This window comes from Leptospira dzoumogneensis, from assembly GCF_004770895.1.
GTDB lineage: Bacteria > Spirochaetota > Leptospiria > Leptospirales > Leptospiraceae > Leptospira_B > Leptospira_B dzoumogneensis.
This window is the reverse complement of the sequence record NZ_RQHS01000018.1, coordinates 290,089-317,067: the sequence shown is the minus strand read 5'-3', so window position 1 is coordinate 317,067 and position 26,979 is coordinate 290,089. Positions and strand designations below refer to the sequence as shown.

The following is a 26,979-nucleotide window of genomic DNA, read 5'->3' as shown; positions in this document are numbered from 1 at the left end:
TTTTGTGTATGGGCAAGGTGTCAATAGAAAAGTGGAGGAAAGACTTTGAGGATCTATTTCTATCGAATTGACGCAAGCGGCAGACTTTTCCACGAGGATTCCGAGCTGACGGACAAAAAGTTTCTAGACTTCTTTTTCACTCATCTAGAAAAAAACCGGACAGACAAATATCCTGAATGCGCCTATATCTCTCCCTGCGGAAAAGAAATGAATTTTGTGAGAACGGAACATTACCCGCTGCTCTTCAAACATAGGATTGGAGATAAACTTTATTACGGAGGAGAAAAAGGGATCCAATTCCAGCCGGAAAATTTAAAATTCGATCCTTTTGGAAATCTACTCCACCCTTTCCAAAAAGAGATCTGGGGAAGAGTTTCCACGGAAATATTAGTAGATCCTGAGTTAGAATGGAGAGAAAATCCTGAAAATTGGGATCTGATCTGGAATGGGAAAAATTTCCTGATCCCAAAACTCAGGTCCGATCTTTCAGATTAGGCTTAAACTCGGAGTGGAGAATTTATTCCCACTCGATCGTGCCTGGCGGTTTGTTAGTGAGATCGAAAAACAGATACTCTATCCCGGGAACTTTCAAAACTTCAGAAACGAGTTCCTCCAAAACATCTTTTTCCAATCGAAAAAAACTAGCAGTCATCGCTTCTTGAGAATCCACCGGTCTAAGAACGATACTTCTTTTTCCGGATTCAGATCCCAAAGGAAGAAGTACCACAGGCATTTGCCAAATTTGATCGTAGATCTTTCTTTTTTGGAGAACCTTTTCGACTGCAGCGTCAGCCTCTCTCAAAATATCGGAATCTTTTTTGTCCAAGTCGATCGACTGGAATTTGAAGTTTGCTTTGGAGAAGGATCCGGACTTTCCTAAAAATAGAACGACTCGGTTTACGGAAGAGATTTGGTTTGTGATCGCTGTTGAAATTTTATCCAGCTCGTCCCAGGTCTTATCTCCAGAAATCGCAGCACAATGTGCGTAAGATCTCTGGTCCCCTTTTACTCCCACGGAAGCCACAGGAAGAAGTTTTGCTTGAAGTGAATTGTCTGAACCTACTAGCTCATCCAGCTTTTTCTGAACGGATCCTTCGACAGGTTTTTCTTGTGCGATCATTCGGACCACAAGCCCAGGTCCCGGGAAAGGATGTCTTCCCGTCCATTCTTTAGGAAGTCCCAAATAGTTTCCAAGTTCTCGGACCTCGTCTTTGTAAAGGTCTTTGATCGGTTCTACTACCTTACCTTCTTCCATTAATTTTTGGATGGCTTCTACCCTATTATGATGTGTCTTGATCGTATGAGAATGTTTAGTTCCGCCGCTTTCTATGGTGTCCGGATAGATGGTTCCTTGTCCGAGTAACCATTCGTCCGCATTCAGTCCTAAACTTTTCGCACAGTCTGCCTGTGCTTGTAAGAATAAATTTCCTACAATTTTACGTTTTTCTTCCGGATCTTTTTTACCTTTTAGAGCGGAATAAAAAAGTTCGGAAGCGTCGTGGACATGCAACTGGATGCCTTGTGGAGAAAGTTTTTCCTGAAGACTTGCAACCTCGTCCTTTCTCATAAATCCGGTATCTATCAGAACACCCTTCACTCTGTCTTTTCCTAAAGCTCTGGAAAGAAGAAGGTACGAAACAGTGGAATCCACTCCTCCGGACACGAGTAAAAAAATCTTTTTGTCTGCAGGAACTATAGAATGTAACTCTTCTTCTTTTAGATCTAAGAATTGTTTTAGATTCCAGGTGCCTTCTGCCCCTGAAATTTTTACGAAGTTTTCTAGAAGTACGGAACCTTTTTCCGTATGGGTTACTTCCGGATGGAGTTGTATCCCGAACCATTTCTGGGTTGGATTTTCAACCACTGCGTATTCGCAGTCTTGGCTGGATGCAGTTCGAGTAAAGCCTGCCGGCAAACGAGTCACCTCGTCTCCATGGCTCATCCAGGCGACTTCTCCGCCTTGGAAACCTTTGAGTAGTTGTGTTTTGGATGTATCAATAAAATCTAAAGCAGCTCTTCCGTATTCCGCTATTCCCGCTTTTTTAACTTCTCCACCTAAAAGTTTCATCATGAGTTGGTGGCCGTAGCAGATCCCTAAAACTGGAATTCCTAGTTGTAAGACTTCGACCGGCAAGGAAGGAGAATCCGGTTCGTATACACTTTCAGGTCCCCCGGATAGGATGATCCCTGAAAGTTTGGAATATGTTTCAATAGGTTCGTCGTTCCCTAAAATTTCGGAATAAGCCCCTAAACGACGAATTCTGGACGCGATCAAATGGGCGTACTGCCCTCCAAAATCCACGATCCCAATTACATTTTGGTGCTTCATTCCAAGGTATCCTTAACGTTTCCTTTATGTGAGTTGTAAAAAGATTCCCAGAGACAAAGTCCGGAAAACTCTGGTTTTAAAGAGGGAATCATGAGTAATCAACAAGAGTCGATCGGAATTTCCGCTTATGAGGGAAGACAGGACCATATCCCCAGCCTAAAACTTCCCGAGATAGAATCTTTCGCCAATGTGTACGAAGGTAAGGATTACACAATCGATTTTACCATTCCGGAATTCACCGCGGTTTGCCCAAAGACCGGACTGCCGGATTTTGGAGTGATAGAGATCAGTTATATACCAAAGGCAAAATGTATAGAATTAAAATCCCTGAAAGAGTACATTCTCGCCTACAGAAACCTGGGCATCTTTCATGAGAATGTGGTAAATCATATCTTAGAAGATCTGGTCCAATCTGTGGATCCAAAATATATCAAGGTCAAGGGCGATTATAATCTAAGAGGCGGGATCAAAACGATAGTCACAAGAGAGTACACAAGCAAATGATAGATCCGATTTCTTTACTTGGATTTATCGCTTGCACTTTGACTACTCTGGCATTTCTTCCCCAGCTCATCAAAGTGATCCTGGAAAAAAGGACCAGGGATATTTCCAGGAACATGTATCTTGTTCTTTCAGTGGGAGTATTTTTCTGGCTTTGTTACGGGGTATTAAAGAATGATTTTCCGATCATTCTCGCAAATGCATTCACCTTAATTTTCACCACCACAATTCTTTGGTACAAACTTCGTTCCAAAGAAGAAGTATAAAAAAAGCCGCTTCCTTACGGAAACGGCCCTTTGTTTTTTCAGAATGAAAATCGGAATTATTTAGGAGCCGCCTGGTCCTTTAAAGACTTACGCTGGTTTTCCAATTCTTTCTTGGCATCGTCCATAGAAGATTTTACTTTTTCTTTCTCTTCTTTGCCTGCCTTTTGGATGGCTTCTTTTTCCTCTTTTCCGGCACTCTTAGCTTCTTCTAGAAGTTTACGGTTCTCTTCTTTAGCACCTTCGATCAATTCTCTATTTCTTTGTTTTTGCTCTTCTAATCCTTGGAGAATTCTCGCCTTATTCTCTTGGAAATCTTTTAGGATCTCTTGGATACGAGCTCTTTGTTCTTCCGTAATGGATTGGATGGTAGCGGAATCATCTTTTAATTCTTGGGCTTCATCCTCTGTTAAAGGTTGTTCTTTGAATGTATCTCCGTTAGAACTAACATTCTCCCCTGCGTCCGCAATCGCCTGGCTTTCAGGATTATCCGCATCTGCTACTTCGACCGAACCGTCTGAAACTCTGGTGCTTGTTCCTTTACCGGATTCTTCTACTATGAACTCTGTTCCTCGAACGGAAGCCACGACTGTCGGAGTTGAAACGATGAACTTGGAAGTTTTGCTGAGTTTGCCCCCAACCTTGGTGAAAATTTTCCCCTTTGTCAGACCCAGATCCGCGAAGGTTTCTCCATTTGCGGAATCTATAAAAATTTTCTTCAAAGTGAGACTCGTGTTTTCTTTGATCCTAACAAGAAGTCCCTCGGTCAACTGAAGGTCCGCATAAGAATCCTTTCCAGTCTCTATCTTATCTTCCGGTAAAAGGAAAGTATCAAGAGATACCGCTTTTTCTTTTCCGGCCTTATCGAAAATTTTTACAGTTCCCTTGGTAAATGTGATCACTCCACCTTGGAGATCTTCTTTGGCTTTCTTACAATCTACAAATACAATGCTTAGGGCCAGAAAGAAGGTTATGGCAATCCGTTTCATTTAGTTCTGATTCTCCCTTGAAATAGGTTTAGGAAGAATATCGATGAAAGAAATTTCCGTCCACATTTTTACTCGGACCTTTTGAATTATTCGGGATGGGACTTGTCTAATTCATATAAGGCCTCAAATCCCATTGAGACTGGCAATCAGCGGCGGAATCTGAAAGGAAAAGGTATTGCGCCATAGCCCCAGTCTAGAAATTGTAGCCCTAGACCGCCAAATAGAAGAACTAAAAAGTTCCAAAGGAGTGACAGAATGAGCAAAATAGCCTATGTGGATAAGGACAACTGTACTTCTTGCAACCAGTGTGCAGACAATCTACCTAAGTACTTTCAAATGGACGATAATGATACTTCCGAAACTCATATCGGAGGAGAGAGTGTAAACCAAGCTCAGATCCCTGAGGAAGATTGGAAAACAGTTCAGAAAGAAATGGATGAATGTCCCGGTGAATGTATTCACTGGAGAAAGTAATCGTTTTCCGATTTCTATATTCTATAAAAGAAAAAGCGGGAATCTTTTCCCGCTTTTTTTGTGTCTTGATAGGCTCTTGATCTAGATCAAAAGTTTCTGTTAAGGCCAACTAGATCAATATTCTTGTTCTGATCTAGTAGAACCAAGTAATTCGTCCGGAATATCTTCTACCCTATCTCCTATCTGGATAGCGAGTCTATTTCCAACGCGTCCAGGAAGACATTTGAACTTCTTCCTTTCTCCTACTTTTACGAGCATATCGGATCTAGTAGTTGTGTTCTCTAATTTTACGACATCGCCCACAGTTAGATTCATAAAGTCCAAAATGGAAATATCTACCGAACCTACTTCCGCGATCACAGGGATTTGCACCTGATCCAAACGTTCTTGGATAATAGCTCTGTTCTCGTCCAACTCACCCTTACGAATGGAGGAATACCAATACTGAGCGGAAAGTTTATTAATGATCGGCTCTATCGTGATATACGGAATACAAAGGTTGGTTAGACCCTCTACCTCTCCGATCTTGGTCTCTAAGTTGATCAATACCACCATGTCATTCGGAGGTACAACCTGAGCGAACTGAGGGTTTGTTTCGATGTTTCCCAAACGGGGTCTAAGATCGATCACAGTCGACCAGGCCTCCCTCATATTCCCTAAGATACGAACGATAATCCCTTCCATTACGCTCATCTCTATCTCGGAAAGTTCTCGAGAGATCTTTGCAGTCTCTCCCTTACCGCCGAATAGACGGTCAATGATCGTAAATGAAATAGAAGGATCTATTTCTAAAATTGCGGAACCCCTAAGCGGGTCCATATTGATCACAGCGAGTGTGGTCGGGTTCGGAATGGAACGAATGAATTCTTCGTAAGTCAACTGATCCACAGCGGCAACGTGAACGTGGACTAAAGCTCGTAACTGAGCGGAAAGCCCGGTTGTCGCCAAACGAGCAAATGTCTCGTGCATCATCTGTAGAGTACGGATCTGGTCTTTAGAAAATTTATCAGGACGTTTGAAGTCGTAAATTTTGACCTTCTTCTGTTCCCCTACGGAAGAATACTCATCCTCCGCCACCTCTCCGCTGGAGATCGCGTTTAATAATGCGTCTATCTCGTCTTGGGATAATATCTCGGTCATTTTCTTACCTTCGCTAATAGATTAGCCACTTTCCAGAACATTCCGTTTTCTTCCGGCATTCTTCTTAAAGTAAATTCGTATTCGTATCGGACAGGGACCTTATTCACTCTTCTTTCCACTGCAACTCTAACTTTGGAAAGATTGGAATTCACCTTTTCCATTCCCAGGATCTTATAATATTGTAACACGCCGGATCTGTTTTCCGCCAGATAATTTCTGAATTCTTCCAGAACAAAATCTTTTTCGGCTTCTTCCGATTGCTGCCAATCTCTGGCAAATCTGTCATAGGCTTGTATGTATTCAGGGAAATGGATCCATTTAAAATGGAGTTTCCAGTTTTTCTTTTTTTCGGCGCCTAAGAATAGATGGATCACTTCTTCAGGTTCCAGTCCGTCTGTTGCAGGATCTTGGTAAGGAACTCCAGGCAGCACCCAGTCTTTTTTACGTTCTTCCACGCTGAAATAAGGATGGTTTTCCGATCTTACAAAATGGTCCCCATATTCGGAGATATTAGGATAGAAGTAAGCGGTTACGAAATATTTTTTACCAGGCTCTAACTCGTATAGATGGTCTATACGGATCTCTTTGGAGAATGTCTCGTCCTTGTGAAGAATGATCTCTTTGACCTCGTCACCAACCAGGTTCTCTACTTTATTCCTTCTTCTTAAGACAGGATCCTGTTTTCTTTCTTCTTCAATTCTTGTGACTGTTCTTCCGTCTTCATCTCTTACGATTACTTGGAAAGAACGAAGATCTTTTCCATACGGAAAAATTCTTAAAACCTCGTTTCCAGTATTCCGAACGGAAAGTACAGCGGAGATAGGTTCCTTTTCTCGGAACTGCATTTTAGGAAGTTTGATATCCACTATGCCTTGGGCTTGGATATAATTTTCGGAAACTTCTCCCCTTGCATTTCTGTTGGGATATGATCCCAATCCGAATGTGCTGAGAAGAATTAGTATGATCAGAATTCGTTTCATTCTAAAATTTCAGTCCGTGTGGACGCAAAATCTATGGTCCTCTTTTAGATTTCGGCAAAAAGAGACAAAACCTACTAAAAAATACGGGAAATTATGTAGGAAACTAAGGCCTTTCAGCCTTCTGCGTCTTCTATAATATAGTCTGCGATCCGGATCAGTCTCCCGAGTACAGGTTTAAGTTTACTGTATTCCTGGTAACATTCCTCGTATTTTTCCAGAATTGGGCCGATTTGGGCCACGGACTTAGGAGAAAGATTCAAACTGGCAATATTGGATTCGGAGAGTTTTTCCGCGGATTCCAAACTATCAAAAAAACGGGTGATCTCCTTTAGGATGGACTCATCTGCCCTATCGTTCCTTTCAAAATTGGATTCGATTTTTAAGATATAATCCGTAAGAGTTTGTTTCAGCCTTACTTCTTCTTCGTTTGCTTTTCGTTTTGCAGTCAGGTTGTTTACCTTACTGTAACGTGCCATTGCTTCTTCGTAAGAATGGCTGACTGATTGCCTGTTTTGTTGGATGAGACGCACGAGTAAAATCACTGAACGAAAATCCCATGCGGTGTCTTTTTTGCTCCGGATCTCAGGGAACATTTCGCCACCTCGTGAGTCATCCACCTGCAATCCGGAAAGTTTTTCTAATATTCTTCCCGTGGACCCGGAGCCCTGTATCTCTCGGGCCACCGAAAGAAAAATAGGATTTTGGTCCAGGGAAGTACTCATTATTTTGCCCTCTTATCGTAGATGGACAATTTGCGAATGGTAGTTTTACCGTTTCCGGAAGCGATTATTTTATCTACTACATCAGCACCTTGGATGATCTGTCCGAAAACAGTATGTAACCCGTCCAAATGAGGGGTGTCTACTTGGTTAATGAAGAATTGAGACCCGTTTGTATTCGGTCCTGCATTTGCCATCGCAAGAGCACCTTTGATCGCCTTCTTACTTTTAACTACATTATTATAACGATACCCTAATCTGTAGAGGATTTCCATAACGGAAAGATTTTTGGCCTTCTCCAAATTACTTTCCAACTCTTCTCTTCTTTCGTCGGCTTCTCTTTGGCTGCGAATTCCAAGTTCTCCACCGATATATCTGTATAAATAACCTGTGTAATATTGGGACTGGCCTACTTTAACTTGGTCTAGACCTAAACTTGCAGCATTGATCTCGTCCGCAAATCTGTATCCTGGAGTTCCGGATCCGTCTCCATAAGGACATCCACCTTGGATCATAAAACCTTCGATCACTCTATGAAATGTTAATCCATCATAGAATGGCCTTTTTTGGGGTTGGCCGTTACGAAGTGTGAATTCCTTCTCTCCTTGCGCGAGATCTATAAAATTTTGGACCGTTTTAGAAGCATCCTTATCGTACAATTCGAAAAGCATGTTTCCTTGGGTGGTCTCTATCAGAGCATAGATTGCAGGTTTTTCGGGAAGAACAACGCGAGGTTTTTCTTCCTTTCTAACTACAACGTCGACCGGGCTATATGCTTCCGGAACATATCTTTGTTCCGCATACGGATTTGCCTTACAGGCAAAGGAAAATAATAAAATCGTAAACCATGCTAAATTCGATTTTATATTCTTATAATTCATTTCGTATTCCTTTGGATTGATTTGATAGATTGTTTCGCGAGTTCCAATTGTTCTAACTGTCTAGTTCTGGAAGTTCCGCCATAACTGGATTTTTTATCCGTAGAAAGTTCCAGACTTACCGCCTTGGAATATTCTTCTCCGATAAAATATGGGGAAATTCCTTTTCTGATATCTTCTGAAATTGTGAATAAATTCTCTTTTCTTTCCACACATTCGGAGACAAGTCTTCCTACCAGTTCATGAGCCGTTCTGAATGGGACTTTTTTCTCTCCAACCAGGAAGTCTGCCAGGTCTGTTGCTGTTGCAAATCCTTCCTTCAAGGATCTTTCTCCCCTTTCCGGTCTGAATTGCATTTCGGAAACCATGGCTTCTAAACCTTCCAGGCTCAATAGGACGGTTTCCACAGCATCAAAAACGGCTAACTTGTCTTCTTGTAAATCACGATTGTAGGTAAGAGGCAATCCCTTTAAAAGCCCGATGAGATGATTTAAGTTACCCGCCACCCTAGCTGATTTTCCGCGGATGAGCTCCGCAATATCCGGATTCTTTTTTTGGGGCATGATAGAAGATCCGGTGGTGAGTGAATCCGGCAATTTTACCAAACCGAATTCCTGGGAAGAATATAGAACGATATCCTCACAAAAACGAGACGCATGGGACATTGTTTGGACTGCGGCAAATAAGAACTGCAAAAGATGATCTCTATTAGAAACACCATCCATACTATTCGGAGAGATTGAATCCACTTTTAACTCAGAAGCCAAAAACTCTCTGTCGTTTTGGTAATTCACTCCAGCCATTGCACCGGAACCGAGGACCAGAATGTTTGCAGTCTTCTTTGCAAATTCAAAAAACTCCAAGTCTCGAGTGAACATCCAAAAATAGGCCAATAAAAAATGAGAAGCACGGATCGGTTGCGCAACTTGTAAATGAGTATAACCTGGAATGATCGTATCTATATTTTTAGAGGCCTGTTCGTATAGAGCGCCTCTCAAGGAATCGAGCCGGATTAGAATTTCTTGGATTCGATTTCTTACATAGAGCCTCGTATCTTGGGCGACTTGGTCGTTTCTGGATCTGGCAGTATGTAATTTTTTCCCGACTTCTCCTTTCAGTTCAGTAAGTCTGGATTCCACATGCATATGAATATCTTCCAGCTCTCTACTAAATTTGAAATTTCCGGATCCTATTTCTTCTTCTACTTGGTCTAATCCATCTAGTAGTTCTTTTAATTCCGGATAGTTTAGGATGCCGATCCTTTCCAGCATCCGTGCGTGAGCCCTGCTTCCTTCTAGATCTTCTTTGTACAATTTTTGGTCGAAGGAAATGGATTCTCCGATCCTTTCCATGATGGAAGAAGCTTTTTCTTTAAATCTTCCCCCCCAAAGTTTTTCGCTCTTGTCCTCAGGTGTGTTCATTAAAATGATTTCGATGCCTTATTGATTTTCCGCAAAAGTTTGGAGCCAGTCTTTTAGGATCTCTATTTCTTCCTGATCCAGTTTAGAATTAGAATGTAAGAAAATATAATCCTTGGGAGGCATATGACCTTCTTCCACTTCTTCTAAGATTTCTTCCGCAAGATCCGCCTTTTTTTCCGGTTTTAAACTTTCCCATTCGGAAAAATTTAATTCTTCCCTGCCTTCTTCTACATGATGGGAGATATATAAAGAAACCGGAAAAACCTTGGAATACCAGGGCCATTGAACTAAATCAGAATGGCAGTCATAACAAGACTTTCGAAAAATCTTTTTGACGCGTTCTTCCGTTTTGATTTCATTAGCATTCTTTCCCAACGGAGGTTGGACGGGGATTAACTGAAGAGCAAGGAATATGACTAACAGTCCAATTCCGAGACGAATCCAAATTTTTCTCATCACTCCCGCTAAGAATATGGACGGGAATGTTTTTGAAAATAGAATTTTTCCCCCTTCTTCTACCTAAAACCATGGACTTTTTGCAAGACGGACATAACCTCTCTTATCTTTGGATCGCCTCCGGGATCTTACTCATGCTTCTCGAACTTTTTGTCCCTGGAACCTTCGTATTCTTTTTAGGACTCTCTGCGGCAATTATAGGAAGTATTTCCTATTTTTTTGAAATCGGATTTTGGACCCAGGCAATCGTCTGGGCGGCACTTTCAGGAATTCTGATCTGGATAGGAGGGAGTTTCCTTCGAAAATTTTTCCCTTCTTCTTCCGAAAGAGCGACTCTCAATCCGGAAGAAGGTCCGGGAAGGATCGTTTTAGTTTCCAAAGATATTCTTGTAGAACGGAAAGGTGGAAGGGTCGTATTCCAAGGAACTGAATGGGATGCGATCAGCAAATCCAAACGTATCCCTGCCGGAAAAAGAGCCAGAATATTGGAGAGAGAAAATCTTACATTTGTCGTGGAGCCGATCGAGCTTCCTGAAATTTAATCATTAATAAATAGGAGTTAGAAACTTACAAAATGGACCCATTTCTATTTTTTACGCTGATCTTTATAGCAGCAATCTATCTCATAATGAAGACTTGTATTGTAGTTCCCCAAAACTATTGTTTTGTTGTGGAAAGACTTGGAGTGTTCCGTGGAGCACTCGGTGCAGGGTTTCATTTTTTGATCCCGATCATTGACCAGATCAGATACAAACAACTTCTGAAAGAGATCGCAATCGATATTCCTCCTCAGACTTGTATCACTAAGGACAACGTTTCCATTTTGGTGGATGGTATTCTGTACATCAAAGTTATGGACCCCTACAAAGCTTCTTACGAGATCGAGAACTTTAGAAGTGCAACCATTCAGTTGGCCCAAACTACTCTTCGTTCCGAGATAGGTAAATTGGTATTGGATCATACATTCTCCGAAAGAGATGATATCAATGCAAACGTGGTTCGAGCATTGGACGAGGCAACAGATCCTTGGGGAATCAAGGTAACTCGTTACGAGATCAAAAACATTTCCCCGCCTAAAGAAATTCTTCATGAAATGGAAGAACAAGTAAAAGCGGAACGTGTAAAACGTGCCGAGATTACTATCTCTGAAGGTGAGAAAGCTTCTAGGATCAATCGTTCCATGGGAGAAAGACAGGAAGCGATCAACTTGTCCGAAGGTGAAAAGATCAAAAAGGTAAACGAGGCGGAAGGTAAAGCCAAAGAGATCGAATTTATCGCCCAAGCAAAAGCAAAAGGGATCAAACTTATCTCCGATGCGACTGCAAATGAAGGCGGAACAGAAGCAGTGAATCTTCAGATCACTGAGGATTATTTGGCTGGTTTAGGTATTATCCTAGAAAAATCAAAAACCACAGTTCTTCCTACAGAGATGGCAAACGTGGTCGGTTTCTTTGAAGGTATCTCTAAGGTGACCAACAAATTCCCAGGACTGGATTCGGAGAAGGAGTAATACCAATATGTTTGTTTCAGTATTTTTATCGATATTCTGGCTCGGGTTTTTACTCTACTTCGCATATAAACTGTATCGTTCTTTGAGAATTGTTTCCGCTCAGGAATGTATCATTGTAGAAAGACTCGGAAAATACAGCAGAACCTTGCACGCAGGGTTTCATATTCTAATCCCTTTTATAGATTATGATGCTTATTATCATACTCTAAAAGAGCAAGCGATAGACGTTCCTCCCCAAACTTGTATCACTAAAGACAACGTTAAGGTAGAGATGGACGGGATACTTTATCTGAGAGTTTTGGATCCCCAAAAAGCAAGTTACGGGATAGAAGATTATAGATTCGCAGTTACACAACTTGTGCAAACTACTATGAGAGCGATCATCGGGACAATGGATCTGGATACAACTTTTGAGACCAGAGAAGTGATCAATAGTAAGATCCTAGAAGTTTTAGACCAAGCAGGTGAACCTTGGGGAGTTCGAGTCAATCGTTATGAGATTGTGAACATCGCACCTCCTAAATCCGTGATCGAAGCGATGGAAAGAGAGAAAAAAGCTCAGATCTCCAAAAAGGCACAGATATCCCTTTCAGAAGGAGATAGAGATTCTAGGATCAACCGCTCCTTAGGTATTAAAGAAGAAGCGATCAATAAGTCCGAGGGTGAAAAACAAAAAAGGATCAATGAGGCGGAAGGACAAGCCGCTGAGATTGAATCCATTGCAACTGCTACCGCAAAAGGTATCGAGTTACTGGCAGCATCCATCAAAACAAAAGGTGGAAAGGAAGCGGTAAAACTCAGGATCGCCCAGAGATTTATTAAAGAAGTGGAAAAATTAGGAAAGGATGGAACAGAACTTGTTCTTCCGCTAAACCTATCTAATTTTAAATCTGTGATGAAGTCAGTACTCGGAAGCGAGGACAAAAAGGTTTAAAGATCAAAATCGTATCCGGAATGGATTTCCGGATACGAACATTCACCTTAGAGCATTCTTCTAGAAGGATCCACTATCTCGGTGATCCGAATCCCGTAATAATCATCCAATAAAACCAGTTTTCCTTTTCCAACCAGTTTGCCGTTTGCTAAAATATCCAGATCTTCGCCTACAGCATTGTCTAATTCTACAACTGCACCTTCGTTCAGACCTAGAACATCTTTAATGTACATATTGGTCCTACCTAATTCCACAGTAAGAGCGACGTTTACATCTAGTAATAGATTTAGGTTCGCGGTATTGGAAGAAACAGAACTAGAACGAGCACTTGCTTTTGGAGGAGCCGGGGTAGAAGAAGGTCCCAAGGCCGCAGCAATATCTGCGAATGATGGAGCGCCTCCAGATGCCGGAGAAGTAGAAGCGCCTGCCCCACCGGAATCTCCTAATAGTGAATCCAATTCTCCGCTCAGGTTAAAATCAGCCGAGCCACCGCCGCCGCCCCCAGGACTGGACCCGGTTAGTAATGCGTCTATATCGTCTTGTGAAAGGGAGCCTTCACCCATTAGGACTTGCCTCCAAAGGTTCTTTCTAAATTCTTCGACAGAACCGAAAGATTATACAAGAGAAATTCTAGGGAAGAAAGAATGAAACCTGAAGATTTGACCAGTCCCCTCCCCCGAAATTCCGGAAATATCCTGGATTTCACCCAGGCAAAAAACCTGCTCTATTCGGAACTAAAGGGTTTAGGAGTCAAGGACCCCGAACTTCCCGCATTTGTACCTGATAAAAAAGATCTAAGGATAGAATTCCCGATCCCAGGTGCGGACAAAAGCCAACTTTTGGACTGCCTCCAGATCGTTCGCAATCATATAGAAAATCTAAGGATCCATACATTCGAGCCCGGATATGTTTGTCTCCAAGCATTGAATGAGAATTTATTCGAAACCAAAAATATTCTAGACAATGCAAAGTTCCGTTTTTATGCGGGAAGGAACCAAAGCAAAATTGAGATCACTAAAAAGGGAGATTTCCATAGAGAGGAAATTTTTTCCGCAATCGATCTATTCAAATATCTCAGACTTTCCAAACAAGAATCAGTCCAGAATCCGAAAGAACTTTTACTTAGACTAGGGATCGATGTATTCGATCCAATAGAAGCAAAGAAGAAGGGAGACTGGATGACATTCGAGACCATCGCAGGTTATGAAGATGTCAAAAGACAAATATTAGAATCCATTATACTTCCTCTCAAATCTCCTGAGACCCTAGAGGAACTTTCCAAACTCACACGAAAATTCCCAGGTAGAACAAAACCTAGGGCAATTCTTTTAGAAGGAGAACCTGGGGTGGGAAAAACCACGATGGCAAAGGTGATTTCCTGTATGACTGAAATCCCTCTCATCTATGTTCCAGTGGAATCTATTTTAAGTAAATATTATGGGGAAAGCGCCCAGAATATGGCTTATGTCTTCGACGTGGCTTCCCTATTTCCTTCCTGTCTTTTATTTTTGGATGAAATAGATTCCTTGGCCGGGTCCAGGGATGACGGCTTATTCGAGGCAACCCGGAACATTCTATCCGTATTATTACGAAAACTGGACGGTTTCGAAGGGGGACAAAAATCAATCACCCTGGGTGCCACCAACAGAAAACAGGACCTGGACAAGGCCTTGGTTTCCAGATTCGACAGATCCGTATTCTTCCCACTGCCTAACGAAAAAGAAAGAGCTGCGATATTAGGAAATTATGCTAAACATTTACAGGATTCAGAGCGTTTAACAATTTCGCAACGATTAGGATCGTATTCCGGCCGGGATTTAAGGGATTTCTGCGATTTTGTGGAAAGGAGATGGGCGGCCAACCTGATTGAAAAAGGATTGAAACCGACTCCTCCCCCCTATGAACTGTATCTGGAAACCAGTTCAAAATCCGGAAAATAAACGTTTTCCGTGCGAAAATGTAAGTCTTGGATTTAATCGGGAGTCTATTTTACCGATACTAGAGACAGGGTATTCCCGACTTTCGGGGAAACCTAAACGCAGAAGAGACCAAGGAAATAGGGTACAATGAAACGCAAAATCGCATTTTGCCTGGCAATTTTTTCAATCGCAGGCTTACTCAACGCTCAAGACAACCAAGGCCAAAAGAAGGAAGACCAACAAGTTGGTGCGGCCATTTTGGATACTGAAAAAGGTCTGGATCAGAGAGCTTCCGCTCTAAACGAAAGACTAAAACGTCATACCGTACTCATGAAAATGAAAGTACGTATTCTTCCGTTCAGAACCGTTCTTTTCAAAGGAAAAGCAAACAACGACGAATGTGTGCCTGCTAACAGCAACGCGCAAGAAGATGTAGCAAACAACTGTATCCGTGTAGAAGTTTACGATTTCATTAAGGACGAAGAAAGAGGACAAGGTAAGATCGTTCAAGGTGGACTTTCCAAATATATGGAAATCTACTTCGAAGGACCGAACACTAACGATCCGGATCCTAGAATGGAACCTCCTCGTAAGATCAGCAAAATTATCAGCAAAGTTTATAAGAATAACTTCCTAATCGAAGATAAATCGGTTTCCGAGATCATCGACAGGGCTCCAAACGATCAACCAGGTCATAACGACAAGATCGAACTTTTCTATCAAAAGAACGGTTATCCTGAAGGCGGTCGTCCAGAAACTCCTAGCGAAAAAGGTGTCGGTAAATATGTTCTTGCTAACGTAGAGAACACTAAGACCCACCCTATCCGTAACTCTTTCAAAAAGACTTTCTACATTAAACATTTGGATTCGTTCGACAGATTATTTACCAAAATTTTCGATTATAACGACCAATTGGGTAATGAGAACTACAAAGAGAACGTAAACACGCTCAAGGAATCCCTGAAATACTAAGCTAAGTGCGGTATATTCTTCCTTGTTCTTCCTGCGGCACCGAACTCAGGATTCCCATGGATTTGGGAAAACTGACTGTTCGGTGTCCTAGATGTTATCATTCTTTCGTTTTTGATCCGGAAGACCCGGCCAGTTTTAGAGGCGGAAGATACGATCTCCCCGGAGGAGACTCCGGTTCTAAGAGTCCCCGTTCCGTACGGGGATTTTTTCGTTTTTTAGAAGATAAATTCGAATACATCAAATCCAGATTTAGCCGCAATAGATCCTATGGCTGGCAAAATCCGGGAGAACGTACTCAATCATTCGAAAATTATAATGATCCGAACCGCACCGGTTTCGGCCCGCTACTCGCAAAATATATTCTATTCATTTTGATCCTGATCGGGATCGCAAGAGCCTGTTTCTTTTCTTCCCAAAACTGGAATGATTCCGTTCCCAATTGGAATACTCCAGAGACACAAGAACCTTCCGTTCCCACTCCTAATGAAGAAGATGATAAGGCTCCCCAAGTAGAAATTTAAACGTATGAATTATCTAATATTGGATCCCTCTCAGAAAACAAATTCTGGGGAATTCAAGATCTCTAATCAAGATAGGATCGTTCATATTCTAAAAGTTTTACAAAAGAAAGAAGGAGATAAGATCAAATCTGGTCTCCTAAATGACAGCTTAGGAATTTTCAAAATTCTAAAAATAACTCCTCAGGAAATTTTAGGATCTTATACTCCGATCATTAAACCTAAAAGAAGAAGTCCCGGTATCAATCTGATCGTTTCCGTCCAAAGACCTCCCACTGTGGAAAAAATCTTAGAATTAGCAGGTGTCTGGGGAGTACAATCCCTGGAATTCAGACTTGCCACACTTTCGAGAACCGAATATCTCACCTCCCCCGTTTGGAAAGAAGAGAATATAAAAGAAAAACTGATCCTTGGAATGGAACAAGGTGGTAATGTTTTTCTTCCTAAGTTAGATCTCGGATTTGTTCCTCCTGGCAAAAACATACCTTTTGAAAAGAAGCAGTCTATTTCAGAGCGAGTGTCTTCTCCCCAGACGTTTTTATATTTAGATAAGAAGGGAAAATTTATCCAAGAGTTCCTTCCCTTGGAAGAAAAAGAATATTCTATTTTGGTTGGGCCGGAACCTGGTTGGACAAAAACAGAACTGGAAATATTCAGAAAATACAATATTCCAGGAGTCAGGCTTTCCTCTTCCGTTTTGAGATCGGAACAAGCTGTGTCCTTCTTCCTTTCCCAATGGGAAAACTCCGTATCTCGATTAGAAGGACAAAGAATTAGAAAATAACACTTTCTGCTCGTCTTGGGCTACGAAACTATTAGATGTGCTATCGTAAACCCATCTACGAATATCCTGCACTCTGATCGAAATGAATCCGAGGTTGAGAGCAGCTTCTATTGCTCCGACTGAATTATCATCCACCTTGAATGCGTCCTTATTCTGATCAAAATTTTTACGTGTATAGTACCCGGAGATCATGAATAAGGAACCGATCGGGAAATATAAACCCACGAATATCCTAGAATTATTCGGCCCGGAATAATTCTCATAGTTAGCTTCCAGGGACACCCTGTAAAAACTAAATACGACCGAAGTGAAATAACCTTTCAGCTTTGCAGCATCCGGATCCATAAGTTTAGCAGCTTCCAATTTTGTCATAGGAAGCTGGGAATTCACGTTAGCCTGGTATCTTTCCAACTCATAAAAGCTGTCGAAATACATAGGAATATAGTTCGCATCCATATTCCTATATTCAGGTTTGATCTTAGCGTAGATATCCTTTCCACCGAAGCGGAACATCGCTCCCGTATGAGTTCCTTTTGAATTCAATATTTTGATCGTGTTCACATCGTAATATGGAGTAACTTCTATATATTTTGTGCTGATTAATTTGTATTCCGCATCCATACCTTGGATGACCAATTTTTCGGATTGTTCAACAAGTGGGTTATTATTAGAATCTAAACGTAAACGACCGGTAGTATCGAATGAAAGTTGCGTAGGCGCTTTTGTATCGAAAGCCGTTGTATATCCTATAGAGAATCTATTTGCAAAATTGTCCTGATTGAAGAACTCTTTTAGTTTTTCCTTACGAGATTCGGGTTTTTTCTCTATAGGGATCATTTCTTCTCTCATCTGGTGAGTCTTTTGATCTTCTACCAAAGCCCTGTATTTCTCTCTGTCTTCCGGATCTACTCCTGCTTCTTCGTAGACTTTTTTTCTGCCTGCTTCGTCCGCTACGTTTCCCTGCCCAAGCTGCAACATCCCGAATAGCTGGGATCTTCCAGTGAATAGATCAAATAATTTGAATGCGATAGCGAATGGACGAACATATCCCCTGGCAGCACCTATCTCATGTGTGTAAACTGAATTTGTGAATACCTGCACTCCGCCGTAATCATTATTAAAATCAGCCATCAGACCCACATTATAAATGTCTATCCTTTGGTTATTCACATAACGGTTTACGATCGTTCCGTGCCCTATATATCCATCAAAAAGTTTTCCTGCATAAAAGGAGAATGTAGTCTCTCCAGGTTTATACAATCCGTAGGTCCCGTACCAAATATTATTAATAAGCCTTAAATAATCACTCTTTTGGTCGTAGTCAATTTTACGAATGCTTCCTACTTTTAAGGTTGGGTCCTTTGGATCCTGGTCATACGCGAGAAAGTTCATCGGAGCGGTAAGTGATAGTCCGAATTCTCCTCCAAAATTCAAATTTAAGGTAGGAGCGAGATATAGATAATAATCGTTATTAAATTTGTTCACCCCTGCATCAAACGTGAATGGATCAGGAGGCTGCATGAACTGTCTTCCTGGAGGCATCCAGAGCTGGGCTTCAAGCTCCTCCCCCGGTACTAGATAAAGGGAAAGAAGGATAATTCCCGGAAGCATTAGAGATCTTTTACATAAGTTCAAAAAGTTAAATTTCATATTTGAGCCGGAATTTCTCCGGGGACCGTATTTCAATTCATCCAAAAATAGTACCACTAGTATCGTATTACATACGTGGAATCTAAATGACTTACCGATTCTATCAGAACCTTGCGTTGAAAAACCAATAAAACAGGAACATTTCTCGTATTTTAGAAAATATTTTCCAGAATTTAGCGAATTTCACTTCTTAAGGGATGGATTTTGGAAAATATTTTGGATTTGGTTCTGGAATCTAATTTGTTCGCTATAGCGATTATTTTATCTTATTTATTAAATTTTAGATAGACATTGTAGAATAATTTTCTACTTTCAGTAAAAAGGAGCCTTAAGCGTGGCAAGAAACTATAAACCAGAAACAATCGTTCTTCACGGAGGACAAGCCCCGGATCCAACAACCACATCCAGGGCAGTCCCTATCTACCAAACTACGTCCTATGTTTTTAAGGACACAGATCATGCTGCGAGGCTATTCGGTCTCCAGGAATTCGGTAATATTTATACCAGGATCGGTAACCCAACTACTGATGTTTTAGAGCAAAGAGTTGCCGCATTAGAAGGTGGAGTTGCGGCCCTCGCGACTGCTTCCGGTCAATCCGCAGAAACATTAGCACTTTTGAATATAGTAGAAGCAGGACAGGAGATCGTGGCATCTTCTTCCCTTTATGGAGGAACTTATAACCTTCTTCACTATACTTTCCCAAAACTCGGGATCAAAGTCCATTTTGTGGACCAGTCCAATCCGGAAAATTTCAAAAAAGCGATTAACGACAAGACTAGAGCCATCTTTGCCGAAACCTTAGGAAATCCTAAGTTGGATACTCTGGACATTGAAGCGGTTGCTAAAGTTGCTCATGATGCCGGAATTCCTCTGGTAATCGACAATACCCTACCTTCTCCTTATCTTGTTCGTCCTATCGATTTTGGTGCGGACATTGTGGTCCATTCACTCACCAAGTTTTTGGGAGGCCACGGAACTTCCATAGGTGGTATCATCGTGGATTCTGGTAAATTCAACTGGGGCAACGGTAAATTTAAGAATTTCACAGAGCCGGATCCAAGTTATCACGGCCTGAAATTCTGGGATGTTTTCGGTAAGTTCGAACCGTTTGGCGGAGTGAATATCGCTTTCATCATCAAGGCCCGCGTCCAAGGTTTAAGAGATTTAGGTCCTGCAATTTCTCCTTTTAATGCGTTTAATATCCTACAAGGTATTGAAACTCTTCATTTGAGAGTCACCCAACATTCTCAAAATGCCCAAAAGGTTGCGGAGTTTCTTTCTAAACATCCGAAGGTAACCTGGGTGAACTATCCTGGTCTTTCTTCCGATAAAAACTATGCTCTGGCTAAAAAATACCATACCAGAGGATTGTTCGGAGCCATCATTGGATTCGGAGTGAAAGGTGGAATTCCGGAAGCGAAGAAGTTGATAGACGGTCTGGAATTATTCTCCTTGCTCGCAAACGTAGGAGATGCAAAATCACTTGCGATCCATCCTGCTTCTACCACTCACCAACAGTTGAGTCCGGAAGAACAATTGGCGGCAGGTGTGACTCCTGAGTTTATCAGACTTTCCGTTGGTCTGGAACATATAGACGATATTATTACGGATCTGGACGAAGCATTGAAAAAGGTGTGACTTCCGACTCCGTCCAAAAAATCGTCTAAAAACCGGCCACTTTCTCTTTTTACTTTCCTAAGCTTGCTTGGGATCGTCTGAAAAAGGAAAGTGGCTTAGTTATTTGGAACTTAAATCATGGGATCGAATCAATCCGTAGGCATAGTAGAACCGAAAACCGCAGTGCTGGGAGATCTACGCCTGGACAACGGATCTGTTCTTTCCCCTACCGTAGTTGCATACGAAACTTACGGAGTTCTTTCTCCCAACAAAGACAATGCAATACTGATCTGCCACGCACTCTCTGGAGACGCTCATGCGGCAGGCTTTCATTCCGGATCCGATAAACGTCCCGGTTGGTGGGATGAATATGTCGGTCCAGGCAAAGCATTTGATACAAATCAATATTTTGTAATATCTTCTAATGTGATCGGTGGATGTAAGGGTTCTTCCGGACCGATGAGCATCAATCCTGTAAGCGGAAAACCTTACGGTTCCAGTTTTCCTTTCGTTTCCATCAAGGATATGGTGGCTGCCCAAAAACTTTTGGTAGAATCTTTCGGGATCCAGAGACTACTTTGTGTGGCAGGTGGTTCCATGGGAGGAATGCAGGCATTACAATGGAGCATTTCTTATCCGGATGCTTTAGAGAATTGTATTATTCTCGCCTCTTCTGCGGAACATTCCGCAATGCAGATCGCTTTTAATGAGGTAGGAAGACAGGCAATTCTTTCAGATCCAAACTGGAATAACGGATTGTATGAAGACAGTGCGACTCCTAGAAAAGGTCTTGCACTCGCTCGAATGATGGGTCATATCACTTATCTTTCAGACCATAAAATGAGAGAAAAATTCGGCAGGAAACCTCCTATAGGGAACCTTCTAAATTCCGATTTTGCGGTCGGAAGTTATTTAATCTATCAGGGAGAAAGTTTCGTAGATCGTTTTGATGCAAATTCTTATATCTATGTGACCAAAGCTTTGGATCATTTCAGTTTAGGAAAAGGACAGGAACTTACCAAAGCTCTTAGTCCTGCTCAATGTAGATTTTTAGTCGTATCTTATAGTTCCGATTGGCTCTACCCTCCTTCTCAATCTAGAGAGATCGTAAAAAGTTTAGAAGCCTCCGATAAAAGGGTCTTTTATGTAGAGCTTACTACGAACGAAGGTCATGATAGTTTTCTTCTTCCCAACCAAAGACAAGAGGATGTGATCCGAGGTTTTCTAAATATGCCGGTGAATGAATGATAGATTCTAAAATCTTAAGTAGCACTACTTTGAGAGAAAGACCGGACTTCGCTTATATTCTGGATACGATCTCACCGGGTTCCAGGGTCTTGGACCTTGGCTGCGGTAATGGGGATCTTCTTTATCTTCTAAAACAAAAAGGAATTAGAGGACAAGGGATAGAGAAGGACGAAGATGCAATCGTAGAATGTATCCGCAAAGGTGTATATGTTCACCACGGAGATATTGACGAAGGCCTAAGCCATCATGAAGACAAACGTTTTGATTATGTGATCTTGAACCAGACCATCCAGGAGACCAGACATCCAGGCGATATTATCAAAGAATGTTTGCGGATCGCTAAACGTGTGATCATCGTATTTCCGAATTTCGGGTATTGGGAAGTTCGTTTTAGAATTCTATTCCAAGGAAAAACTCCAGTTACGGATCTTCTTCCTTATCGTTGGTTCAATACTCCTAACCTACATTTTCTTTCCGTTCTGGATTTTCAGGAGTTCTGTGATATTCGTGGTTTCACTGTAGAAGACAGAGCATTCTTCACAGATCTAAAACAGGTGAAATTTAGTCCGAACTTTTTTGCGAAATTGGCGTTATTTCAGATTAGATAGAAAGTCGCAGAGTTTAAAGAGACTCGGAGATTTTCTCACGCAGAGACTCGAAGCCGCAGAGATTGGAAAGGAATTGCAATGTTGGAATTCCTACAACGCGAGTATAAAGTGGAATGTTGGAGTTCCTACATACGAAATCAATTCCCCCTCCGCGGCTCTGCGTGGTAATTGCAGTTCTAAACTCTCTGAGCCGGAGCTACCCCTGCTCTTTCTAAAGCCTGGTCGATCAAAGACTGGTATAATGTTTGGATAGGTATCCCAGCCGCTTTTGCTTGTTGAGGGATCAAACTAGTCTCGGTCATTCCGGGTAACGTGTTTGTTTCCAAAACGAATGGAGTTTCTCCTACGACAATAAAATCCGTTCTAGAATAACCTTCGCAACCGAGTGTTTTGTGAGCCAAAATGGATTGTTCTTGGATCTTGGAGATGATCTTTTCCGGTAAACGAGCAGGAGTGATCTCTTGGGAAAGTCCAGGTTTGTATTTGGATTCTACGTCGAAAAATTCTCCGCCAGGAATGATCTCTGTAGGAGGAAGTGCCTCTAATATTCTTTTAGTGCCTTCTTTCTTTTCCCAGACTCCGCAGGAAACTTCCGTTCCTTTTAGGAATTTTTGTAAGATCGCATGTTCTTCTGCATCGAAAAATTCGGGGAGTCTTTTACGTAGATCTTCGGGTCCTTCTATCCTAAATGTATGAAAACTAGAACCGCCTTCTACCGGTTTTAGAAAAAGTGGATATTCTAATCCTGAACTTTCGACCGAAGTCGGATTTTCGGAATATTCTTTTTTTCTCAATTCCCAAAACGGAGCAACGGACATTCCGGCAAGTTGGAATAATCGATTTGCTCTGATCTTGTCCATTGCAAGTGCGGATGCTTTTACATCGGAACCAGTGAATGGAATTCCAAGTACCTTTAAAAATCCTTGGATAGAACCGTCTTCTCCGCTGGTTCCATGTAATCCTAAAAATGCAATATCACAATCCAGAGAAGAGAATGCTCCGGCAACAGTAGAATGAAGTTCTTCGAATTCTTTTAAATACTCTTCCGGATTTTTGGAATTTCCTTCCGGGAACTCGGGTCGATACTCTCTAGGGATGACCCATCTGCCGTCTCTGGAAATCAGAATGGGTTTGACCGAATGTCCCATGGAAGACAAAGTTTTACTTATGAAAGTGCCTGTGCGCAGGGAAATTTCGTGTTCTGTGGAAGTTCCGCCGAATAAAACTGCAATTTTCAATGATCTAATCCCCTGTTGCTTAGGATTTTCCGGGAAGAATGATAAATAAGAATCTAGTACTGATCCTTTTCTTCCTAGTTTGTACGGAAAGTCTATTTTCGGAATACCCTTTCAAACCGGTTTCTCCTTATCCTTCCGAATACAAACAATTTTGGTTCTTGTACCAATCCGAAAAAAGATTGGGAGAAGAAGAGCAGATCTTCAGACCATTCTTCTCCACTTATAAAGAAACCAAATCCAATTATAGATACGATACATTTTTATTCCCGATCTATTATTCCGAAAAGACTGATTATTGGAGAGTCTGGAGTTTTCTATTTTTCGTCAGTGGAACGGAAACCTACCACGACGATCTAGGCTGGGACGAGGACACTCTTTCTCCACTTTTGATCTGGGGAAAAGGAGAAACTGCCAGGGAGTCCTATTTCGGATTTTTTCCCTTATTCGGAAGACTTAGAGGTAAGGCAAGTTATTCGGAACTGAACTTTACTCTCTTCCCTTTGTATTCCAACTGGAAATATAAAAACTATAATGCTCATGGGATCTTATGGCCGCTCGTTATGTGGGGAGGTTCAGAAGTCAGAAACGATCTCAGGATCTTGCCATTTTATTCTCATAAGATCCATAAAGGAAAATACGAACGTTATTCTATCCTCTGGCCGTTTATTCAATGGGGAAGTATCAACGAAGATAAAAGAGAACCTTTTACTTATAAAATGTTTTGGCCTTTATACCTTGCTAAGGATTCCGAATTCGGGAATATGAAGGCCAGAGCATTTCTTTGGTTCCCTATTTTTGGTTCCCTATTTTCGTATGGATATGATAAAAGGACTCACGAAAAAGACCTGAATATCCTATTTTTCATTTTTCAATACGGCCAGAACGACGACGAAGATTACAGAAAATTAATCTTATTTCCTTTTTACGGTTATTATAGATTCGCATATAAGGAGACTAGATTTTTCACTCCATTCTATTTCAGATTGAGCACCGATAGTTATCATTTGAAATCTTCCGAGACTTATTTTATCCCATTTTGGTGGAGAACGAATCGTACTTATGTTCAGTGGGGAAGAGAAGAAAATTATTATAAACTCTGGCCTCTATTCCGTTGGCATGAGGACAGAGAAGGTAACCTGACTTGGAATCTTCTTTCTTTATTTCCTATAAAATCCGAACTTGTGGAAAGGATCTGGGATCCGGTCTGGTCCATTATCGAGTATCAAAAATTATCCAATGGAGAAAAAAGGCTCTCTTTTTTAATGAGGCTTTATACTCAGAGATGGAACGAAGAAGAACTGCATATCCATGTGCCATTGCTTGTGGAATACAGCTCCACTCCGGAAAAAACATCTTATCAATTCTTATACGGTCTATTCGGATTAGAAAAAAACAAGGATAAGACAACGGTGCAGATTTTTTGGTGGATTAGGCTCTAATCGAAATGTTGGATACCTTTAAAGAAAAAGCGAACGATACTTTATATGCCGCGGGTTATACGATCGTTCTAATTGCGGAAACTTTTTTAAACCTAAGATTTACCGTCGAAAAGCGGAAAGAAATTTTAGATCAAATGTTTATCGCAGGTGTAGGGAGTTTATTCGTAGTCTCAGTAGTTGCCGTTTTTACAGGGATGCTTCTTACATTAAACACTGGACTTGGTCTTAAAGATTTCGGGGCAGAAGGTCAAATCGGACTTCTTCTTACAATCACTCTCACTAGAGAGATGTCTCCTTTTATGACTGCATTGATCTTAGCTGCATCTATTGGTTCTGCGATCGCTGCAGAGATCGGGACAATGAAAGTTTCCGAAGAAATCGATGCACTCGAAGTAATGTCCATCGATCCTGTTAGATTTTTAGTTTTTCCGAGAGTATTAGGTTTTTCTTTAATGGTCCCTGTTCTCTGCGTATATTCCAGTATATTAGGAATTTTAGGCGGAGCAATCGTAGGTCATTTCCAATTGGGAATCGAATATATAGTATATTTCCAGGACGTAAATGAAAGGATCACTTCTATCCCGGGTCTCAAGGATTTATACACCGGTTTATTCAAAGGTTATGTTTTCGGTCTGATCATCTCAGCAATTTCATGCTCTCACGGTCTTAGAACTTCCGGTGGAGCGATCGGGGTCGGTAGAGCCACAAGAGAGTCGGTGGTAACTTCTTTCTTAATGGTGATCTTTTTCGGCTATGTGATCACAGCGATCTTTTATAGGCAATAGTCATGGAAGAATACGCAATAGAACTAATCAATCTACACAAGGCTTTCGGACAAAGAAAGATCCTGAAAGGAATGAATCTCCAAGTAAAGAAAGGAGAGACAATGGTGGTGCTTGGACCTTCCGGAACCGGAAAGTCAGTCACCTTAAAACATATTACCGGTCTATTAGATCCGGATGCAGGAGAATGTAAGATCTTCGGAGAAAAAATCTCAGGCGCAGAAATTCCGGAAAGAGAAAGGATCCGTTCTAAAATGGGAGTCCTATTCCAGTCAGGAGCACTCATCAACTGGATGACTGTTTTTGATAATGTTGCACTCCCCTTACGTGAACACAAATTATATCCTGAAGAGGATATCCAAAGGATCGTCGCCGAAAAACTCAGATTAGTGGATATGACAGTCGCAAAGGATAATTTTCCGAATGATATCTCGGGAGGTATGAAGAAGAGAGCTGGACTTGCAAGAGCGATCGCCGCCAATCCGAAAATCATTTTATATGATGAACCTACATCCGGTTTAGATCCTGTTATGTCGAACGTGATCAACGAGCTGATTATTCGGATCAAAAAGGAAACCGGTGCGGCTCAAGTGGTAGTCACCCATGATATGTCCAGTGCGTATATGATAGCCGACCGCATTTCATTTTTTTACGGGGGGCAGGTCTTATTTACGGGAACCCCGGAAGAAGTGCAGAATTCTCCGAACGAATTCATCCGTCAATTTATCAATGGACATACCAAGGGACCGATGATTCTGGAAACTAAGAATTGAAACCTGGGTCCTAAGATAATATTCTGGATAAAAAGTCCGATATATATAGTAAGAGTTTTGGATCCTAAATGAAATCCTTTCGTTATCTTTTAGTTGGTGCTATCTTTTCCGTAGCTTTGGTCGTAGTCGGTTACTTTACCGTTATGACTGAAGGTGGACCCGTTCAAAAACGTGGTGAATTCCTAAAGATCAATTTCAAAAACTCGGAAGGGATCAAAGTAGGAAATAAGGTCACCGTCCAAGGTGTTCCATTCGGTTATGTTTCCAATATTCGACTCATACAAATAGACGAGAATGGAGCGGTTCTTCCCGCAGGAGAAGTAGGAGTCGCCACCAGGGTAGAAGTCACCATTCTTCTAAAAGAACCTGTACGTATGTACGAAAATTATGATATTGCAATACGTAATGAAAGTTTACTTTCCGGGCGTGTAATTTCTATAGACCCTGGAACTTCCGAATCCACGGAAGAAGGTAAAGGTGCACCTAGGACATTCCAAGTCGTGGATTATAAATCCGGAGCGTCTTCCTTAAAAGGAAGAGTATTGCAGGATCCGCTTGTTTCTCTTTCAGAATTGATCGCTGAAAACAGAGGAGATATCCGAAAAACTTTCTCCAACGTAGCTGATATCACTACTAAGATCAATACGGGAGATGGAACCTTAGGAAGGCTCATTAATAGAGACGATCTTCATACGAATGTGAATACCGTTTTAACGGATGCGCAGATCGTTCTTAGAGAACTGAGAGAAGGTCTGGAAGATACAAGGGAGCAGGCTCCGGTTACGAGCTTTATCCGCGCGGCACTCAGCTCTTTCTAAAACCTTTTTCTTGCCAAA

The 26,979-nt window shown here is 41.5% G+C and carries 29 protein-coding genes; 18 read left to right on the top strand and 11 right to left on the bottom strand.

Features of this window, described 5'->3' with window-relative positions; genetic code table 11:
* Nucleotides 1-45 precede the first annotated feature (45 nt).
* On the top strand, nt 46-495 hold the full coding sequence (locus tag EHR06_RS12380; RefSeq protein WP_135757285.1) for a DUF4505 family protein: 450 nt from the start codon (nt 46-48) through the stop codon (nt 493-495).
* A gap of 22 nt (nt 496-517) precedes the next feature.
* Here EHR06_RS12380 and guaA read toward each other — a convergent pair whose 3' ends face one another.
* Nucleotides 518-2,329 (bottom strand): glutamine-hydrolyzing GMP synthase, encoded by a 1,812-nt coding sequence (guaA, locus tag EHR06_RS12375; protein WP_135757284.1) that lies wholly within the window; start codon nt 2,327-2,329, stop codon nt 518-520.
* A 90-nt stretch (nt 2,330-2,419) separates the two neighbouring features.
* On the opposite strand from guaA, the gene queF reads away from it, so the two are divergent.
* Nucleotides 2,420-2,833 carry a preQ(1) synthase gene (gene queF, locus EHR06_RS12370; protein WP_135757283.1) on the top strand — a complete coding sequence of 138 codons (414 nt, stop codon included), beginning with the start codon at nt 2,420-2,422 and terminating at the stop codon, nt 2,831-2,833.
* The gene (locus EHR06_RS12365) at nt 2,833-3,096 is read left to right on the top strand and encodes a SemiSWEET transporter (protein ID WP_167492300.1); all 264 of its coding nucleotides are present in this window, start codon (nt 2,833-2,835) and stop codon (nt 3,094-3,096) included. The genes queF and EHR06_RS12365 overlap by 1 nt, the downstream gene beginning before the upstream one ends.
* A 56-nt stretch (nt 3,097-3,152) precedes the next feature.
* On the opposite strand, the gene lsa33 is transcribed toward EHR06_RS12365, so the two are convergent.
* Nucleotides 3,153-4,082: a surface adhesin Lsa33 gene (gene lsa33, locus EHR06_RS12360; protein ID WP_135757281.1), complete on the bottom strand. Its 930-nt coding sequence runs from the start codon at nt 4,080-4,082 to the stop codon at nt 3,153-3,155.
* A 255-nt stretch (nt 4,083-4,337) separates the two neighbouring features.
* Between lsa33 and EHR06_RS12355 the strand changes: the two genes are divergently transcribed.
* The gene (locus tag EHR06_RS12355; protein WP_086448887.1) at nt 4,338-4,556 is read left to right on the top strand and encodes a ferredoxin; all 219 of its coding nucleotides are present in this window, start codon (nt 4,338-4,340) and stop codon (nt 4,554-4,556) included.
* Between the two features lie 114 nt (nt 4,557-4,670).
* On the opposite strand, the gene fliM is transcribed toward EHR06_RS12355, so the two are convergent.
* From fliM to EHR06_RS12325, 6 genes are all read right to left on the bottom strand, one after another.
* A complete protein-coding gene (gene fliM / locus EHR06_RS12350; protein ID WP_020768525.1) occupies nt 4,671-5,696 on the bottom strand; it encodes a flagellar motor switch protein FliM in 1,026 nt (341 codons plus the stop codon).
* Nucleotides 5,693-6,676: a hypothetical protein gene (locus EHR06_RS12345; protein ID WP_135757280.1), complete on the bottom strand. Its 984-nt coding sequence runs from the start codon at nt 6,674-6,676 to the stop codon at nt 5,693-5,695. Before EHR06_RS12345 ends, fliM begins: the two co-directional genes overlap by 4 nt.
* A 113-nt stretch (nt 6,677-6,789) precedes the next feature.
* A complete protein-coding gene (locus tag EHR06_RS12340; RefSeq protein WP_135757279.1) occupies nt 6,790-7,398 on the bottom strand; it encodes a hypothetical protein in 609 nt (202 codons plus the stop codon).
* Nucleotides 7,398-8,276 carry a peptidylprolyl isomerase gene (locus tag EHR06_RS12335; RefSeq protein WP_135757278.1) on the bottom strand — a complete coding sequence of 293 codons (879 nt, stop codon included), beginning with the start codon at nt 8,274-8,276 and terminating at the stop codon, nt 7,398-7,400. The genes EHR06_RS12340 and EHR06_RS12335 overlap by 1 nt, the downstream gene beginning before the upstream one ends.
* Nucleotides 8,273-9,694 carry an argininosuccinate lyase gene (gene argH / locus EHR06_RS12330; protein ID WP_135757277.1) on the bottom strand — a complete coding sequence of 474 codons (1,422 nt, stop codon included), beginning with the start codon at nt 9,692-9,694 and terminating at the stop codon, nt 8,273-8,275. Before argH ends, EHR06_RS12335 begins: the two co-directional genes overlap by 4 nt.
* Before the next feature lie 18 nt (nt 9,695-9,712).
* Entirely contained in the window at nt 9,713-10,150 is a 438-nt protein-coding gene (locus tag EHR06_RS12325; protein WP_135757276.1) for a heme-binding domain-containing protein, read from the bottom strand.
* Nucleotides 10,151-10,221: 71 nt separating this feature from the next.
* Here EHR06_RS12325 and EHR06_RS12320 point away from each other — a divergent pair, with 71 nt between their 5' ends.
* From EHR06_RS12320 to EHR06_RS12310, 3 genes are read left to right on the top strand one after another with little or no spacing between them, the layout of a single operon-like run.
* Complete coding sequence (locus EHR06_RS12320) at nt 10,222-10,692, top strand: NfeD family protein (RefSeq protein WP_208757791.1); 471 nt, start codon at nt 10,222-10,224, stop codon at nt 10,690-10,692.
* Nucleotides 10,693-10,724: 32 nt separating this feature from the next.
* Nucleotides 10,725-11,660, top strand: coding sequence for an SPFH domain-containing protein (locus tag EHR06_RS12315; RefSeq protein WP_135757274.1), 936 nt, complete (start codon nt 10,725-10,727; stop codon nt 11,658-11,660).
* Nucleotides 11,661-11,667: 7 nt separating this feature from the next.
* A complete protein-coding gene (locus tag EHR06_RS12310) occupies nt 11,668-12,594 on the top strand; it encodes an SPFH domain-containing protein (protein ID WP_135757273.1) in 927 nt (308 codons plus the stop codon).
* 47 nt (nt 12,595-12,641) lie between these two features.
* Here EHR06_RS12310 and fliN read toward each other — a convergent pair whose 3' ends face one another.
* Entirely contained in the window at nt 12,642-13,157 is a 516-nt protein-coding gene (gene fliN / locus EHR06_RS12305) for a flagellar motor switch protein FliN (RefSeq protein ID WP_135757272.1), read from the bottom strand.
* 81 nt (nt 13,158-13,238) lie between these two features.
* Here fliN and EHR06_RS12300 point away from each other — a divergent pair, with 81 nt between their 5' ends.
* The 4 genes from EHR06_RS12300 to EHR06_RS12285 all read left to right on the top strand — a co-directional run bounded on the left by EHR06_RS12300 (nt 13,239) and on the right by EHR06_RS12285 (nt 16,787).
* Nucleotides 13,239-14,534: an AAA family ATPase gene (locus tag EHR06_RS12300; RefSeq protein WP_208757786.1), complete on the top strand. Its 1,296-nt coding sequence runs from the start codon at nt 13,239-13,241 to the stop codon at nt 14,532-14,534.
* 126 nt (nt 14,535-14,660) lie between these two features.
* On the top strand, nt 14,661-15,485 hold the full coding sequence (gene fcpB, locus EHR06_RS12295; RefSeq protein WP_135757270.1) for a flagellar-coiling protein FcpB: 825 nt from the start codon (nt 14,661-14,663) through the stop codon (nt 15,483-15,485).
* 5 nt (nt 15,486-15,490) lie between these two features.
* Nucleotides 15,491-16,006: a zinc ribbon domain-containing protein gene (locus tag EHR06_RS12290; RefSeq protein ID WP_425269497.1), complete on the top strand. Its 516-nt coding sequence runs from the start codon at nt 15,491-15,493 to the stop codon at nt 16,004-16,006.
* A 4-nt stretch (nt 16,007-16,010) separates the two neighbouring features.
* A complete protein-coding gene (locus EHR06_RS12285; RefSeq protein ID WP_135757269.1) occupies nt 16,011-16,787 on the top strand; it encodes an RsmE family RNA methyltransferase in 777 nt (258 codons plus the stop codon).
* Here the strand turns inward: EHR06_RS12285 and impL63 are convergent.
* On the bottom strand, nt 16,761-18,437 hold the full coding sequence (impL63, locus tag EHR06_RS12280; protein WP_135757268.1) for a cytoplasmic membrane protein ImpL63: 1,677 nt from the start codon (nt 18,435-18,437) through the stop codon (nt 16,761-16,763). The genes EHR06_RS12285 and impL63 overlap by 27 nt on opposite strands.
* 334 nt (nt 18,438-18,771) lie before the next feature.
* Here impL63 and EHR06_RS12275 point away from each other — a divergent pair, with 334 nt between their 5' ends.
* The 3 genes from EHR06_RS12275 to metW all read left to right on the top strand — a co-directional run bounded on the left by EHR06_RS12275 (nt 18,772) and on the right by metW (nt 21,911).
* Nucleotides 18,772-20,076: an O-acetylhomoserine aminocarboxypropyltransferase/cysteine synthase family protein gene (locus EHR06_RS12275; RefSeq protein WP_135757267.1), complete on the top strand. Its 1,305-nt coding sequence runs from the start codon at nt 18,772-18,774 to the stop codon at nt 20,074-20,076.
* A 117-nt stretch (nt 20,077-20,193) separates the two neighbouring features.
* Complete coding sequence (metX, locus tag EHR06_RS12270; RefSeq protein WP_135757266.1) at nt 20,194-21,303, top strand: homoserine O-acetyltransferase MetX; 1,110 nt, start codon at nt 20,194-20,196, stop codon at nt 21,301-21,303.
* Complete coding sequence (metW, locus tag EHR06_RS12265) at nt 21,300-21,911, top strand: methionine biosynthesis protein MetW (protein ID WP_100710025.1); 612 nt, start codon at nt 21,300-21,302, stop codon at nt 21,909-21,911. The genes metX and metW overlap by 4 nt, the downstream gene beginning before the upstream one ends.
* A 176-nt stretch (nt 21,912-22,087) precedes the next feature.
* On the opposite strand, the gene EHR06_RS12260 is transcribed toward metW, so the two are convergent.
* Nucleotides 22,088-23,149 (bottom strand): D-alanine--D-alanine ligase, encoded by a 1,062-nt coding sequence (locus tag EHR06_RS12260; RefSeq protein ID WP_135757265.1) that lies wholly within the window; start codon nt 23,147-23,149, stop codon nt 22,088-22,090.
* A 38-nt stretch (nt 23,150-23,187) separates the two neighbouring features.
* Between EHR06_RS12260 and EHR06_RS12255 the strand changes: the two genes are divergently transcribed.
* The 4 genes from EHR06_RS12255 (at nt 23,188) to mce (ending at nt 26,961) form a co-directional block, all read left to right on the top strand.
* The gene (locus EHR06_RS12255; protein ID WP_135757264.1) at nt 23,188-24,588 is read left to right on the top strand and encodes a hypothetical protein; all 1,401 of its coding nucleotides are present in this window, start codon (nt 23,188-23,190) and stop codon (nt 24,586-24,588) included.
* A 5-nt stretch (nt 24,589-24,593) separates the two neighbouring features.
* Nucleotides 24,594-25,373, top strand: a complete 780-nt coding sequence (locus tag EHR06_RS12250; RefSeq protein WP_100723388.1) for an MlaE family ABC transporter permease — start codon at nt 24,594-24,596, stop codon at nt 25,371-25,373.
* Nucleotides 25,374-25,375: 2 nt separating this feature from the next.
* Nucleotides 25,376-26,143: an ABC transporter ATP-binding protein gene (locus EHR06_RS12245; protein WP_135757263.1), complete on the top strand. Its 768-nt coding sequence runs from the start codon at nt 25,376-25,378 to the stop codon at nt 26,141-26,143.
* Nucleotides 26,144-26,211: 68 nt separating this feature from the next.
* Nucleotides 26,212-26,961, top strand: a complete 750-nt coding sequence (gene mce, locus EHR06_RS12240) for a mammalian cell entry protein Mce (RefSeq protein ID WP_135757262.1) — start codon at nt 26,212-26,214, stop codon at nt 26,959-26,961.
* The last annotated feature ends 18 nt before the right edge of the window (nt 26,962-26,979 follow it).

Excerpts from the sequence above, each read along its gene's own strand:
- guaA (WP_135757284.1), bottom strand. The coding sequence starts at position 2,329 with ATGAAGCACCAAAATGTAATTGGGATCGTGGATTTTGGAGGGCAGTAC.
- queF (WP_135757283.1), top strand. The coding sequence starts at position 2,420 with ATGAGTAATCAACAAGAGTCGATCGGAATTTCCGCTTATGAGGGAAGA.
- lsa33 (WP_135757281.1), bottom strand. The coding sequence starts at position 4,082 with ATGAAACGGATTGCCATAACCTTCTTTCTGGCCCTAAGCATTGTATTT.
- EHR06_RS12355 (WP_086448887.1), top strand. The coding sequence starts at position 4,338 with ATGAGCAAAATAGCCTATGTGGATAAGGACAACTGTACTTCTTGCAAC.
- fliM (WP_020768525.1), bottom strand. The coding sequence starts at position 5,696 with ATGACCGAGATATTATCCCAAGACGAGATAGACGCATTATTAAACGCG.
- EHR06_RS12345 (WP_135757280.1), bottom strand. The coding sequence starts at position 6,676 with ATGAAACGAATTCTGATCATACTAATTCTTCTCAGCACATTCGGATTG.
- EHR06_RS12340 (WP_135757279.1), bottom strand. The coding sequence starts at position 7,398 with ATGAGTACTTCCCTGGACCAAAATCCTATTTTTCTTTCGGTGGCCCGA.
- EHR06_RS12335 (WP_135757278.1), bottom strand. The coding sequence starts at position 8,276 with ATGAATTATAAGAATATAAAATCGAATTTAGCATGGTTTACGATTTTA.
- argH (WP_135757277.1), bottom strand. The coding sequence starts at position 9,694 with ATGAACACACCTGAGGACAAGAGCGAAAAACTTTGGGGGGGAAGATTT.
- EHR06_RS12325 (WP_135757276.1), bottom strand. The coding sequence starts at position 10,150 with ATGAGAAAAATTTGGATTCGTCTCGGAATTGGACTGTTAGTCATATTC.
- EHR06_RS12320 (WP_208757791.1), top strand. The coding sequence starts at position 10,222 with ATGGACTTTTTGCAAGACGGACATAACCTCTCTTATCTTTGGATCGCC.
- EHR06_RS12315 (WP_135757274.1), top strand. The coding sequence starts at position 10,725 with ATGGACCCATTTCTATTTTTTACGCTGATCTTTATAGCAGCAATCTAT.
- EHR06_RS12310 (WP_135757273.1), top strand. The coding sequence starts at position 11,668 with ATGTTTGTTTCAGTATTTTTATCGATATTCTGGCTCGGGTTTTTACTC.
- fliN (WP_135757272.1), bottom strand. The coding sequence starts at position 13,157 with ATGGGTGAAGGCTCCCTTTCACAAGACGATATAGACGCATTACTAACC.
- EHR06_RS12300 (WP_208757786.1), top strand. The coding sequence starts at position 13,239 with ATGAAACCTGAAGATTTGACCAGTCCCCTCCCCCGAAATTCCGGAAAT.
- fcpB (WP_135757270.1), top strand. The coding sequence starts at position 14,661 with ATGAAACGCAAAATCGCATTTTGCCTGGCAATTTTTTCAATCGCAGGC.
- EHR06_RS12285 (WP_135757269.1), top strand. The coding sequence starts at position 16,011 with ATGAATTATCTAATATTGGATCCCTCTCAGAAAACAAATTCTGGGGAA.
- impL63 (WP_135757268.1), bottom strand. The coding sequence starts at position 18,437 with ATGAAATTTAACTTTTTGAACTTATGTAAAAGATCTCTAATGCTTCCG.
- metX (WP_135757266.1), top strand. The coding sequence starts at position 20,194 with ATGGGATCGAATCAATCCGTAGGCATAGTAGAACCGAAAACCGCAGTG.
- metW (WP_100710025.1), top strand. The coding sequence starts at position 21,300 with ATGATAGATTCTAAAATCTTAAGTAGCACTACTTTGAGAGAAAGACCG.
- EHR06_RS12255 (WP_135757264.1), top strand. The coding sequence starts at position 23,188 with ATGATAAATAAGAATCTAGTACTGATCCTTTTCTTCCTAGTTTGTACG.
- EHR06_RS12250 (WP_100723388.1), top strand. The coding sequence starts at position 24,594 with ATGTTGGATACCTTTAAAGAAAAAGCGAACGATACTTTATATGCCGCG.
- EHR06_RS12245 (WP_135757263.1), top strand. The coding sequence starts at position 25,376 with ATGGAAGAATACGCAATAGAACTAATCAATCTACACAAGGCTTTCGGA.
- mce (WP_135757262.1), top strand. The coding sequence starts at position 26,212 with ATGAAATCCTTTCGTTATCTTTTAGTTGGTGCTATCTTTTCCGTAGCT.